Origin of the sequence: Pseudomonas sp. Irchel 3F3 (assembly GCF_900187545.1) — a bacterium.
GTDB lineage: Bacteria > Pseudomonadota > Gammaproteobacteria > Pseudomonadales > Pseudomonadaceae > Aquipseudomonas > Aquipseudomonas fortuita.
This window is the reverse complement of the sequence record NZ_FYDS01000007.1, coordinates 81,979-94,895: the sequence shown is the minus strand read 5'-3', so window position 1 is coordinate 94,895 and position 12,917 is coordinate 81,979. Positions and strand designations below refer to the sequence as shown.

At 62.2% G+C, this 12,917-nt stretch carries 11 protein-coding genes and 1 riboswitch; of the genes, 7 read left to right on the top strand and 4 right to left on the bottom strand.

The annotated features are described in order from the left end of the window. Positions 1-78: 78 nt before the first annotated feature. Entirely contained in the window at positions 79-480 is a 402-nt protein-coding gene (locus tag CKW35_RS16535; protein ID WP_016489524.1) for an acyl-CoA thioesterase, read from the bottom strand. A gap of 178 nt (positions 481-658) precedes the next feature. Further along, a riboswitch (S-adenosyl-L-homocysteine riboswitch) is annotated at positions 659-755 on the top strand. Between the two features lie 20 nt (positions 756-775). On the opposite strand from CKW35_RS16535, the gene ahcY reads away from it, so the two are divergent. The 5 genes from ahcY (at position 776) to CKW35_RS16510 (ending at position 7,236) form a co-directional block, all read left to right on the top strand. Further along, positions 776-2,185 carry an adenosylhomocysteinase gene (ahcY, locus tag CKW35_RS16530; RefSeq protein ID WP_016489525.1) on the top strand — a complete coding sequence of 470 codons (1,410 nt, stop codon included), beginning with the start codon at positions 776-778 and terminating at the stop codon, positions 2,183-2,185. Between the two features lie 108 nt (positions 2,186-2,293). Continuing rightward, positions 2,294-3,139 carry a methylenetetrahydrofolate reductase [NAD(P)H] gene (gene metF, locus CKW35_RS16525; RefSeq protein ID WP_023046975.1) on the top strand — a complete coding sequence of 282 codons (846 nt, stop codon included), beginning with the start codon at positions 2,294-2,296 and terminating at the stop codon, positions 3,137-3,139. Positions 3,140-3,231: 92 nt separating this feature from the next. Further along, on the top strand, positions 3,232-4,308 hold the full coding sequence (locus CKW35_RS16520) for a hypothetical protein (RefSeq protein ID WP_095116417.1): 1,077 nt from the start codon (positions 3,232-3,234) through the stop codon (positions 4,306-4,308). A 47-nt stretch (positions 4,309-4,355) separates the two neighbouring features. Continuing rightward, positions 4,356-5,144: an ABC transporter substrate-binding protein gene (locus CKW35_RS16515; RefSeq protein WP_016489528.1), complete on the top strand. Its 789-nt coding sequence runs from the start codon at positions 4,356-4,358 to the stop codon at positions 5,142-5,144. A 217-nt stretch (positions 5,145-5,361) separates the two neighbouring features. Continuing rightward, positions 5,362-7,236, top strand: coding sequence for a DEAD/DEAH box helicase (locus CKW35_RS16510; protein WP_095116415.1), 1,875 nt, complete (start codon positions 5,362-5,364; stop codon positions 7,234-7,236). A 93-nt stretch (positions 7,237-7,329) separates the two neighbouring features. Here the strand turns inward: CKW35_RS16510 and CKW35_RS16505 are convergent, their stop codons facing one another. The 3 genes from CKW35_RS16505 to CKW35_RS16495 all read right to left on the bottom strand — a co-directional run bounded on the left by CKW35_RS16505 (position 7,330) and on the right by CKW35_RS16495 (position 10,678). Beyond that, positions 7,330-7,908: a YceI family protein gene (locus CKW35_RS16505; protein WP_095116413.1), complete on the bottom strand. Its 579-nt coding sequence runs from the start codon at positions 7,906-7,908 to the stop codon at positions 7,330-7,332. 34 nt (positions 7,909-7,942) lie between these two features. Further along, the gene (locus CKW35_RS16500) at positions 7,943-8,494 is read right to left on the bottom strand and encodes a cytochrome b (protein ID WP_095116411.1); all 552 of its coding nucleotides are present in this window, start codon (positions 8,492-8,494) and stop codon (positions 7,943-7,945) included. Between the two features lie 318 nt (positions 8,495-8,812). After that, positions 8,813-10,678 (bottom strand): flavin monoamine oxidase family protein, encoded by a 1,866-nt coding sequence (locus CKW35_RS16495; RefSeq protein WP_095116409.1) that lies wholly within the window; start codon positions 10,676-10,678, stop codon positions 8,813-8,815. 211 nt (positions 10,679-10,889) lie between these two features. Here CKW35_RS16495 and CKW35_RS16490 point away from each other — a divergent pair, with 211 nt between their 5' ends. Next, on the top strand, positions 10,890-11,381 hold the full coding sequence (locus tag CKW35_RS16490; RefSeq protein WP_016489533.1) for a hypothetical protein: 492 nt from the start codon (positions 10,890-10,892) through the stop codon (positions 11,379-11,381). A 79-nt stretch (positions 11,382-11,460) separates the two neighbouring features. Beyond that, positions 11,461-12,867, top strand: a complete 1,407-nt coding sequence (locus tag CKW35_RS16485; protein WP_095116407.1) for an adenosylmethionine--8-amino-7-oxononanoate transaminase — start codon at positions 11,461-11,463, stop codon at positions 12,865-12,867. The last annotated feature ends 50 nt before the right edge of the window (positions 12,868-12,917 follow it).

Sequence of the window (12,917 nt, the reverse complement as noted above, 5' to 3'; positions counted from 1 at the left end):
GCCGCTCCCACAGCGAGAATGCGACTTCCTGTGGGCGCGGCCTTGTGTCGCGATGGGCTGCGGAGCAGCCCCAGAAAATCACTCGACTGCCGAATCCGGGAACTGGTCCTGGACATACTTGATCTCGGTGCGCCCGTGCGCTGCCGGCAAGCCGTCGTCACCGAGGTTGACGAACACCATCTTGTCGACGGTAAGAATGCTCTTGCGGGTGATCTTGTTGCGCACTTCGCACTTGAGGGTGATCGAGGTGCGGCCGAATTCGGTGGCAGTAATGCCCAGTTCGATGATGTCACCCTGACGCGAAGCACTGACGAAGTTGATTTCGGAAATGTACTTGGTCACTACACGCTGGTTGCCCAACTGGACGATGGCGTAGATGGCCGCCTCTTCGTCGATCCAGCGCAACAGGCTGCCACCGAACAGGGTGCCATTAGGGTTGAGGTCTTCGGGTTTAACCCACTTACGGGTGTGAAAGTTCATCTTTGCTCCTGACCTGCTTGGCTAACGTGTAGCAATGATGGCAGAGCGGCTGCCTTCGCTCCATTGAACATCGACTATCGTCGCGATTAATCGACGGAAAACCTTGGGCAAGCTGCCGGGGGCGGCTATAATCTGCGCCGCTTCACATGGTTGCCCACAGCGGTGCCATGCCCGCCACCTGTCCGAGGGGCGCTGCAGCAGGCTAGGCCTGTCAGGCTCGGATGGGGCGTTGCTCGCTCTCGCGGGCGCTTAACGCACAACGGCGCCCATTCGCACACTACGAATGGAGGCTCTCATGAGCGCTGCAAACATGCCTGCTGGTTTTACCGATTACAAAGTCGCTGACATCTCCCTGGCCGCCTGGGGCCGTCGCGAAACCATCATTGCCGAATCGGAAATGCCTGCGCTGATGGGCCTGCGTCGCAAGTACCTGGCCGAGCAACCGCTCAAGGGTGCGAAGATCCTGGGCTGCATCCACATGACCATCCAGACTGCCGTGCTGATCGAAACCCTGGTTGCCCTGGGTGCCGAAGTGCGCTGGTCGTCCTGCAACATCTTCTCTACTCAAGACCAGGCCGCCGCTTCGATCGCCGCCGCCGGTATCCCGGTATTCGCCTGGAAAGGTGAAACCGAAGAAGAGTACGAGTGGTGCCTGGAGCAGACCATCCTCAAGGATGGCCAGCCATGGGACGCCAACATGATCCTCGACGACGGTGGTGACCTGACCGAGCTGCTGCACAAGAAATACCCGCAAGTGCTGGACCGCGTGCACGGTGTAACCGAAGAGACCACCACTGGCGTGCATCGCCTGCTGGACATGCTGGCCAAGGGCGAGCTGAAAGTCCCGGCGATCAACGTCAACGACTCGGTCACCAAGAGCAAGAACGACAACAAGTATGGCTGCCGTCACAGCCTGAACGACGCCATCAAGCGTGGTACCGACCACCTGCTGTCGGGCAAGCAAGCGCTGGTGATCGGCTACGGTGACGTGGGCAAGGGCTCGGCCCAGTCCCTGCGTCAGGAAGGCATGATCGTCAAGGTCACCGAAGTTGACCCGATCTGCGCCATGCAGGCCTGCATGGACGGCTTCGAGCTGGTCTCGCCGTTCATCGACGGTATCAACGACGGCACCGAAGCCAGCATCGACAAGGCCCTGCTGGGCAAGATCGACCTGATCGTCACCACCACCGGTAACGTCAACGTCTGCGATGCCAACATGCTCAAGGCCCTGAAGAAGCGTGCCGTGGTCTGCAACATCGGCCACTTCGACAATGAGATCGATACCGCCTTCATGCGCAAGAACTGGGCCTGGGAAGAGGTCAAGCCGCAGGTGCACAAGATCCACCGCACCGGCGCTGGCAGCTTCGACCCGCAGAACGACGACTACCTGATCCTGCTGGCAGAAGGCCGCCTGGTCAACCTGGGTAATGCCACTGGCCACCCAAGCCGCATCATGGACGGTTCGTTCGCCAACCAGGTGCTGGCACAAATCTTCCTGTTCGAGCAGAAGTACGCCGACCTGTCGGCCGAGCAGAAAGCCGAGCGCCTGACCGTTGAAGTACTGCCGAAGAAACTCGACGAAGAAGTGGCCCTGGAAATGGTCCGCGGCTTCGGCGGCGTGGTCACCAAGCTGACCAAGCAGCAAGCCGACTACATCGGCGTGACCGTCGAAGGCCCGTTCAAGCCGCACGCCTACCGCTACTAAGTAGTCGCAGGCAACGCTTCGCAACGATGCCCAAGCCAGGCCGGCCCACACCGCCCTGGCTTTTACTTGCAGCCTGCCGCTTGAAGCAGGCTGCTTGAGGAACGAGTGATGTCACAAGAACGCCGCTACAGTTTCGAGTTCTTCCCGACCAAGACCGACGCCGGTCACGAAAAGCTGATGGGCGTCGCTCGCCAGCTGGCCACCTACAACCCGGACTTCTTCTCCTGCACCTACGGTGCCGGTGGCTCGACCCGCGACCGCACGCTGAACACCGTGCTGCAGCTGGAGAGCGAAGTGAAGGTACCGGCCGCACCGCACCTGTCGTGCGTGGGCGACTCCAAGGACGACCTGCGCGCCTTGCTGGCGGAATACAAGGCTGCCGGCATCAAGCGCATCGTCGCCCTGCGTGGCGACCTGCCCTCCGGCATGGGCATGGCCAGTGGTGAACTGCGCTACGCCAGCGACCTGGTCGAGTTCATTCGCCAGGAAACCGCTGACCACTTTCACCTGGAAGTGGCCGCCTACCCCGAAATGCACCCGCAGGCTCGTAATTTTGAAACCGACCTGGCCAACTTCGTGCACAAGGTCAAGGCGGGCGCCGACAGCGCCATCACCCAGTACTTCTTCAACGCCGACAGCTACTTCTACTTCGTCGAGCGCGCACAGAAGCTGGGCGTGGACATCCCGGTGGTACCCGGCATCATGCCGATCACCAACTACAGCAAGCTGGCGCGCTTCTCCGACGCCTGTGGCGCCGAAATCCCGCGCTGGATCCGCAAGCAGCTGGAAGCCTATGCCGACGACACCGCCAGCATCCAGGCATTCGGCGAAGAAGTGATTACCCGCATGTGCGAACAGCTGCTGCAAGGCGGCGCACCGGGCCTGCACTTCTACACGTTGAACCAGGCCGACCCAAGCCTGGCGATCTGGAACAACCTGAAGCTGCCGCGCTGAAACTTTTTGGCAAAGTCTGCTTAAGAAATGATTAAGGCTTTGGTCATAGACTAAAGCCTTAATCATTTTCGGGTATACAGGTCTTGCCAGCCATGCAGCATCCCCAGCCATCGCGCCCACAGCTTGTCTACCTGGCTTTTGGCCCGGCAACCTATCATCAGGAAGCCTGCTTCAGCATTGTCAGCGCCCTCGCCCACTTGGGGACGACAGCAGCCGATGCCATTGGCATCCAGGTGTACACCGACAACCCACAGCCCTACGCCAAGCTGCCCGTCACTGTCCACTTGCTGGACGAAGCCACGCGCCAGGCATGGAACGCTCCTCACGGTTATCATTTTCGCAGCAAGCATGTGCTGCTTCGCCAGGTGCTACAACAACACCCGCTGGCAGTGCTGATCGACACCGATACCTTCTTCCGCACATCGCCGCTGCACCTGTTCGCCCGAGTGGCCCCAGGCAAGCTGCTGTGCAATGCCATCGGCCCGCGCTATGGCGCAAACCAGAAGTGCCTGCTGTACCGGAACCTGCTGTCCATCCTGCAAACCCGGGGCCTGGCCGACTGCCAGATGCCACTGGTCAACTCTGGGGTAATTGGCCTCACAGCCGAGGACGCCGGCACCCTGGACCGCTCCATCGACATGATGGACGAGTTCTACCCCTTGGCTCGCGAGGCCTATACCCTTGAGGAGTTCTGCCTGGCAGTGGCGGCATACCGCAAACTGGAGGTGGCCGAGTGTACCGACGTCATCCACCACTACTGGAGCCGCAAAGCCCAGTTCCGTGCCAAGATCCAAGCCTGGCTGCGCAAGCACGGCCACGACCCATTGGGCGGCGAAGCGCTGGCTGACGTTGCGTTGGTCAACGACCAACTGCCGCGCCCCCCTACCCTGCACCGCTTGGGTTACAAGGCACTGAGCCTGACCCTGCCCAGCCACGAGCGCCAGTTTGCGCGCGAATTGCTCTATGGCTGCTACCCCTATCCCAATGAATTCGACCGCGCCTGCGCGCCGGCCTGGTGGGACAAAGCCCTGGAAAACCTCCATGCACGCCATGGCCGTATGGCACCCGAGCGGCTACGTCAATACCTGCGTCACCCGGGGCTGCGGTTGTCGCTGGGCGAACGGCGCAAAGATGTCGAGGCATATTTGCTGAGGTCTTCCCAGGCTTGAGCAGCCCTGTGCTGGCCTTGAATCGGCCGAGCGCGTAATCTGCGGCCATGCCACTCGTCGCCCGCCTGTTCTGGATCCTGCTGCTCGCCTGCCTGAGCCCGTTGGCTCTGGGCGAGCGCCTGCGCCTGGTATCCGATGACTGGGCGCCCTACATTTATCAGCACGAGGGCCAGCCCCTCGGTATCGACTACGAAGTCACCACCGAGGTATTCAAACGCCTTGGGGTTGAGGTGGAATGGCAGTTCCTGCCATGGAAGCGCTGCCTGGCAATGATCGAGAAAGGCTTGGCCGACGGTATTCTGGACATCTTCCAGAGCGAGACGCGGCGGCCCTATCTGGTGTACGCCCCCGAGCCCATGTCGGAGGTCGAGTTCGTGCTGTTTCAGGCCCGCGCACGCCGCCATGCCGTGGCCGGGTTCAAGGACCTGGCGGGCCTCACCGTCGGCACCTCGCCCGGCTACGCCTATGGCGACGCGTTCAACCAGGCGACCCATTTTCGGCGTGAAGCCGCGCCAACGCAGGAAGCCAACTTCGGCAAACTGCTGCTGGGCCGTATCGACCTGGCAATCACCGACCGCGTGGTCGGGCATTACCTGATTCGCCGTCTGGGCCTTGAACAACAAGTCGAGGAACTCCCGCTGGCAATCAGCCGCCAAGCCCAGTACCTGGGCTTGGTGCGCAAGCCAGGGCGCGAAACACTGGCCCTGGCCTTTGCCGAAGAACTGCAGCGGTTCAAGCACGAGCCGGCCTTTGCCGCCATCAGCCACCGTTACACAGGCGACATCGGAAACATTCTCAACGCCGTTGAGCAGCAGGAAAGCAGCACAGCGCGATAGCTCTGTTATACTCGGGCCTTCCCGCCCGGCTCACGCCCGGACGCTCGGCCTCGTAACAGGCATCCCGATCGGCACCGACGCACCTTCGCGTCACCCTCCGTTTCCCGGATGTGCAGTGAAAGCCCAGCTGGACCGGACGCGATCGCATCCCACCGATGCCCGTCGCGCCAGGCAGAACATCCCAACGGGCCCAGCCCACACGAGAACAGGATCGCCCATGTCCTTTGCTTCCCTCGGTCTCTCCGAGGCTCTTGTCCGCGCTATCGAGGCTGCGGGCTATACCCAGCCGACCCCCGTGCAACAGCGGGCGATTCCCGCCGTGTTGCAAGGCCGCGACCTGATGGTTGCCGCTCAGACAGGTACTGGTAAAACCGGCGGCTTCGCCCTGCCGATTCTCGAGCGCCTGTTCCCCGCCGGTCACCCCGACAAGTCGCAGCGCCACGGCCCTCGCCAGCCTCGCGTGCTGGTCCTGACCCCAACCCGGGAGCTGGCAGCCCAGGTGCACGACAGCTTCAAGGTCTATGCCCGTGACCTGCCACTGGTCAGCGCCTGCGTCTTCGGCGGCGTTGGCATGAACCCGCAAGTCCAGGCGATTGCCAAGGGCGTTGACGTGCTGGTTGCCTGCCCGGGCCGCCTGCTCGACCTGGCCGGCCAAGGCAAGGTCGACCTGGCCCATGTGGAAATCCTGGTGCTCGACGAAGCCGACCGCATGCTCGACATGGGCTTCATCCACGACGTCAAGAAGGTACTGGCGCGCCTGCCATCCAAGCGCCAGAACCTGCTGTTTTCGGCCACCTTCTCCAAGGACATCACCGACCTCGCCGACAAGCTCCTGCATAACCCGGAGCGTATCGAGGTCACGCCGCCGAACACCACTGTCGAACGTATCGAGCAGCGTGTCTACCGCCTGCCTGCCAGCCACAAGCGTGCGCTGCTGGCACACCTGATCACCCTGGGTGCCTGGGAACAGGTACTGGTGTTTACCCGTACCAAGCACGGCGCCAACCGTCTGGCCGAGTACCTGGAAAAGCAAGGCCTGACCGCTGCCGCGATTCACGGTAACAAGAGCCAGAACGCCCGCACCAAGGCCCTGGCCGACTTCAAGGCCAACAGCGTCCGCGTACTGGTCGCCACCGACATCGCTGCCCGCGGCCTGGACATCGACCAGTTGCCCCACGTGGTCAACTTTGAGCTGCCGAATGTTGAGGAAGATTACGTGCACCGCATCGGCCGTACTGGCCGCGCCGGTCGCTCGGGCGAGGCCATTTCGCTGGTCGCGCCAGATGAAGAGAAGTTGCTCAAGAGCATTGAGCGGGTTACCCGGCAGAAGATCGCGGACGGCGACCTGATGGGCTTCGACGCCAGCCAGGTAGAAGCCGAAAAACCGGAAGTACGCGAACGCCCGCAGAACAACGGCCGTGGCGGTCGCAACCAGCCCCGCGGCGAAGGTGGCAAAGACGCCAACGGTGGCCGCAAGGACAAAGGCAAGGATAAAGGCAAGGCCAAGCAGCCAGCGGCCGGCAAGCCTGCAGACAAGGAAAAGTCCGGCGACAAGCCGCAGCAACGCAAGCCGCGTGACAACAAGCCGCGCCAGCAGCAGGCCAGCCAGAACAGCGTGCCCAAGCCGCCAGCCGACCGTGCCCCGGATGAGTTCCTGGATGACGAAGTCGACAACTTCGGTAACCGCGCCGATTACGTCAGCCCGTACCAAGGCAAGAACCAGGGACGTAACCGTCGTCCTGGCGGCGGTACTGGTGCAGGCCAGAGCCAAGGAGGTGCTGCCCCGCGTAGCAACGGTGGCGGTGGTCAGGCTCGCAATGGCGGCCAGCCACGCACTGCAAACGGTGAGAAGCGCCCGCCGCGCAATAACAACGGTGGTGCTCGCCGTGATGGCGGTGGCCGTGGCCGCCCGGCCCGTGACGATGCTGCCCGGCAAGAGCCGGCCGTGCGCAACACGCGCCAGCCGGAAAAACAGCCGGTGATCATCCGCAAGGAGTCCAAGCTCGACCGTTTCCCGACGCCTGAGCAACTGGATGATCTGCCGAGCCGCCCGCGCGGTGAGCGTCCCGCCCTGTTGACCCGAAAAGGTTAAGCCAGAGGCAGCCTGTAGCGGCCCTGTCAGGGCCCTGAACGGGAAATGAAAACGCCGCCCAATGGGCGGCGTTTTCTATTGCCAAGGCAATGCTTACTTCTGCTTCACACCTTCGACACTGATATCCAGGTCGAGGGTCTGCGAAGTCGGGCCTGGGCCTTTGATACCGAAGTCGTTCAGGTTAAGGGTGGTGGTGGCGTTGAAACCAGCACGCTCACCACCCCATGGGTCCTTGCCTTCACCGTTGAAGGTGGCCTTGAAGGTGACCGGCTTGGTCACGCCGTGCAGGGTCAGGTCGCCGGTCACGTCAGCAGTCTTGTCGCCAGTCGACTTGACGGCGGTGGAGACGAACTTGGCTTCAGGATACTTCTTCACGTCGAGGAAGTCGGCGCTGGCGATGTGCTTGTCACGCTCGGCATGGTTCGACCACAGGCTGGCGGTTTTCAGGTCGACGCTGATCTTGCTGGCTTCAGGCTTGGCGCTATCCCAGGTGAAGTTGCCGTCGAAATCCTTGAAGGTACCGTGAATAAAGCTGTAACCCAGGTGGCTGATCTTCCAGTCGACAAACGCGTGCTGGCCTTCCTTGTCGATCTTGTACTCGGCAGCCATGACCTGGCCGGCGCAAAGCAGAGCGGTACCGAGCGCCAGAGCGGCAAAAGTCTTTTTCAACATCCTTATTTCCTTCCTATGCAATTGAGGTTGAGAGTCAAGCTTTGCGGCCCAACATGCGGGTCAGGGTCGCGTCACGGTCGATGAAATGGTGCTTGAGCGCTGCCAGGCCATGCAGCACGGCAAAAATCACCAGGCCCCAGGCAAGCCACAGATGAATCACGCCAGCCACATCTGCCTGATCAGGCAGGTCGCTGACCAGTGCCGGTACTTCGAACAGGCCAAACACCGATATGCCGACGCCGTCAGCGGTAGAAATCAGGTAACCGGCAGCCATCACCGCAAACAGGCCAAGGTACAGCGCCAGATGGCCCAGCTTGGCCGCTAGCCGTGTGGCCGCGCCGTGGTTGGCAGGTGCCGGTGGTGGCGGGCTGATGAAACGCCAGACTACCCGCAACAGCATCACCGCCAGCAGCACCAGGCCGATGCTCTTGTGCAGGTCCGGGCCGGCCTTGCGCCAAGGGCTGTAGTAGTCGAGGCCGACCATCCACAGGCCGAGGCCGAACAGGCCGAAAACTGCCAGCGCCACGCCCCAGTGCAGGATGATGCTGACCACGCCGTAGCGAGAAGGTGAATTGCGCAGTTGCATGTTGGCGTGTTTCTCCGTGGAAGCTGTGCACAGACTACCGCGTAACGTATCGAATAAAAGCGGAAAAAATTGCTTCGGATTATCGAGAAATCAGATATGTATTGTGTAAGCTTCCCATTAAGGAAACATTAACGATAGTCGGGGAGAACACCGGCAACAAGCAAGCTGCTGTGGAAGCGGGCTTGTTCCGCGAAGGAGGGCATGCGGTGTCTGGCACCGGCTTTGCCGGTGTTCGCGGGGCAAGCCCGCTCCCACAGAGTCCCCGCTAACTCAGGGAGTTAGCGTGACTCTGAGGGAGCAGCCAGCACCTTCGATCAATCAGCCAGCCTTGGCCTGGTTATTGGCCACAGGTTTCTTGGTCGGCTCGGATTTGGCTGTCGCCTTCTTGGTTTCGGCAGGCTTGGGAGCTGGCTTGTGCGCCGGGGCATGCTTGGCCGGGGCGGCCTTGGTTGCCGCAGGCTTGGCAGCCGGTTCCTTGGCTACAGGCGCAGGCGCTGCCGGGGCCGGCGCGGCCTGTGGAGCAGGCGCAGGTGCCGGCGCCACTTCCTCAGCTTTGGCGATTGGCTCAGCCTTCACCTCTGGCGCTTGCGCCCCACCGAACAGGCGTTTGAAGAAGCCTGGCTTGTCCTGCTTGGCCTCTTCGGGCTGCTTAGGCTCAGCTTTGACCGGCGCCTTGTCAGCCTTGTCGCCCTTATCGGACGAACCACCAAACATATTGGAGAAGAACCCGCCCTTGCTGTCCTTGGTGGCCGCTGCACCGGCTGCCGCTGCCGCCGCAACCGGCACCGCCTTGGCGGGGTCGAACGACTTGCCGGCCAGCAGGTCCTGCGCCTGGCTGGCCGCACGCTGGCCACTGCGCAGGGCGCCTTCCAGGGTGCCTGGGTACAGGGCGTCGGTGTGCTCACCGGCAAAGGTGATGCGCTGCACTGGGCGCTCCCACAGGCGCCAGTACTTGCTGATCTGCCCTGGGCCATAGGCCAGGTACGCGCCGCCAGTACCAGCATCGGTGCTGTAGCGCTTCACCTCGTAACCGGTAAAGGCACCGCGGGCTTGCGGGTAGAACGCATGCAGGCGGATCAGCACCTGGTCGACCATCTGCTTGTCGCCAAACGCCTGCAGCAGGCGGGCATTGTCGCCGGAAAGGTTGATCACCACGTTGGCGCCGCCCTTGAGCGCGGGCTCGATCCACAGCATGCCGAGGCCGGTATTACTGAAGATTTCGCCCGACATGCGCGCGCGGCTTTCCCACACGGGCTTCTTGAACTTGAGCATCAGCTGGTCGCGCCAGCCATAATTGGTGCCTTTAAGCGCCGCCAGATGCTGGTTGTCCAGGCCTGGAGTCATCTGGATCTTGGCCAGGGCGCGCAGTGGTACGGCCATGACCAGGTAATCCGCCTGGTAGCCGACACTGCCAACTTTGACCGTCACACCATCCTTGTCCTGGACGATGGCAGTGACAGGTGAGCTGGTCTTGATGGTCTTCAGCTGCTTGACGAAGGCCTGGGCCAGCACCGGGCTGCCACCGGGCAGGCGCGCGGCACGCAGGTCGCGGTCGCTGACACCACGGTACACTCGGTTCTGCTGGGCGAAATACAGCAGCGACAGACGCGACGGCTCATCGTAACGGGTACGGATCTGCTGGTTGATCAGCTGACGGGCAGTGGCCGGCAGTTGCAGTTTGTCCAGCCAGGTGGAGACGTTGATCTGGTCGAGTGCGAACAGCGTGCTGGTTGCCTGCGGGTTCAGCGGGTCATCGATCGAACGGGCCAAGTCATCGAGGGTTTTCTCGTAGCGCTTGAGCGCTTCGGCGGTAGCCGGTTGCTTGGTGGCCAGGTCGGTGGCGCTGAAGTACTCACCGTCGATGAGGTAACCAGGGGTACGCACGAACTCCGGTGCCGCCAGTGTTTCAAGCTTGAAACGGTCCAGGTAATGGTTGAGCACCGGCTGCGCCTTGGCATTGCCGATCCACTCGCTGGTGGCCAGGCCCGAACGCCCACCCATGCCCGATTTGGCCTCCAGCAGGGTCACCTGCCAGCCTTTTTCCTGCAGCTCATAGGCTGCCGTCAGGCCAGCCAGGCCGCCACCCACGACAATCGCCGTGGGCGTCTTGTCCTTTGCCAGCGCGGCGCCGCTGGTGACACCAATCAATACCAACGCGCACAGGCGCACCCAAGCAGCAGCCATGTCGGCGAACTCCGAGTCAGAGGTTACAGAAACAGGGAGAGGCAGGAATGCCCCGAGAGAGATGCGTTAAGAATACGTCAGCTCCGCCGGCCCTGCCAGCGCAGTGACATCAAGTCCTTTTGGCAACTGACATTTTTGCCAGTAGCCATGTCACACGGCGGCAGGCGAAGCTGGCGAAACTGGCCAGAAGCCCCGCCAGGAGGGCATGCGCATGATCTTCGAGGAGCACTTCCAACACGTCGAACGGCAGTTTCTATGGCACAAAAAAACGCTTCATACAGCCTCCGGCCTAAGTATCCGCTCCAACAGCACCTCTTGGACCGGCTTTCATGAAGCGTTCAAGGGTGAAGACGGTACCGAACTGGTCATCGGTGAACACAGCGACGTAGAAATCGTCTTCGCCCAGGAAGTCGAGTGCCTGCGCCTGGAATACTACGTAGTCAGCGACTTTCTCTGCGACGACCTGCACATGTTGTTCGATGCTGAAAGGGTTGATTACGACCTGGTCGCCCCGGTCCCGCGCACCTTTTACTGGCTCACAGTGGAAGGCAGCGGGTTTAGCGACCTGCGCCCCGGCCCCATTGCCACGTACCCCTACCACCAGGTGATCGACGGCCCCTTCCGCCGCCTGACCATCTCCACTTCGCAGGCCGGAACCGTGCACATCCGCCGGCTGGAATGGACCGGCACCCAACGTCATTGAAAGGCAGCGGTTGTCCTGCCCTGCGGCATTGCTTAGGCTTACGCGGTCGAACCACGCCGCAAAGCCAGGAGAAGTGCCCATGGGCCTCAACGATCAGTGGATGCAACGTGACCTCAAGGTCTTGTGGCACCCCTGTACCCAGATGAAAGACCACGAGCAGCTGCCGCTGATCCCGATCAAGCGCGGCGAAGGCGTGTGGCTTGAGGACTTCGAAGGCAAGCGCTACCTGGACGCGGTGAGCAGCTGGTGGGTCAATGTGTTCGGCCACGCCAACCCGCGCATCAACCAGCGCATCAAGGACCAGGTCGACCAACTGGAGCACGTGATCCTGGCCGGTTTCAGCCATCAGCCGGTAATCGAGCTGTCCGAGCGCCTGGTGGCCATGACCCCGGCCGGCCTTGACCGGGTGTTCTACGCCGACAACGGCTCGTCGTGTATCGAAGTGGCGCTGAAGATGAGCTTCCACTACTGGCAGAACGTCGGCAAGCCGGGCAAGAAGCGCTTCGTCACTCTGACCAACAGCTACCACGGCGAAACCATCGCCGCCATGTCGGTAGGTGATGTGCCGCTGTTCACCGAAACCTACAAGGCGTTGCTGCTGGACACGATCAAGGTGCCTAGCCCCGACTGCTACCTGCGCCCCGAGGGCATGAGCTGGGAGGAGCATTCGCGCAACATGTTCGCCGCCATGGAGCAGACCCTGGCCGAACACCACGCCTCGATCAGCGCCGTGATCGTCGAGCCGCTGATCCAGGGTGCCGGCGGCATGCGCATGTACCACCCGGTGTACCTCAAGCTGCTGCGCGAGGCCTGCGACCGCTATGACGTGCACCTGATCCACGACGAAATCGCCGTGGGCTTTGGCCGCACCGGCACGATGTTCGCCTGCGAACAGGCCGGTATCCGCCCGGACTTCCTGTGCCTGTCCAAGGCCCTGACCGGTGGCTACCTGCCGCTGGCCGCCTGCCTGACCACCGACAAGGTCTACCAGGCGTTCTATGACGACTACCCGACCCTGCGCGCGTTCCTGCACTCGCACAGCTACACCGGCAACCCGCTGGCTTGTGCTGCGGCGCTGGCGACCCTGGATATCTTCGAGCAGGACAACGTGATCGAAGCCAACAAGGCCCTGGCCACGCGCATGGCCACCGCCACTGCGCACCTGGCCGAGCATGCTCACGTTGCCGAAATCCGCCAGACCGGCATGGCCCTGGCTATCGAAATGGTTCAGGACAAGGCTGGCAAGGTGGCCTACCCCTGGCAGGAGCGTCGCGGCCTGAAGGTGTTCGAGCATGCCCTGACCCGCGGCGCCTTGCTGCGGCCGCTGGGCAGCGTGGTGTACTTCCTGCCACCGTACGTGATCACCCCTGAGCAGATCGATTTCCTTGCCGAGGTCGCCAGCGAAGGCATCGACATCGCCACCCGCGACAGCGTCAGTGTTGCCGTGCCGGCCAACTTCCACCCCGATTTCCGCGACCCGGGCTAGCCCGGCAATTCGCCACACCACTTTTCCTGTGGGTGCGAGCGTGCTCGCGA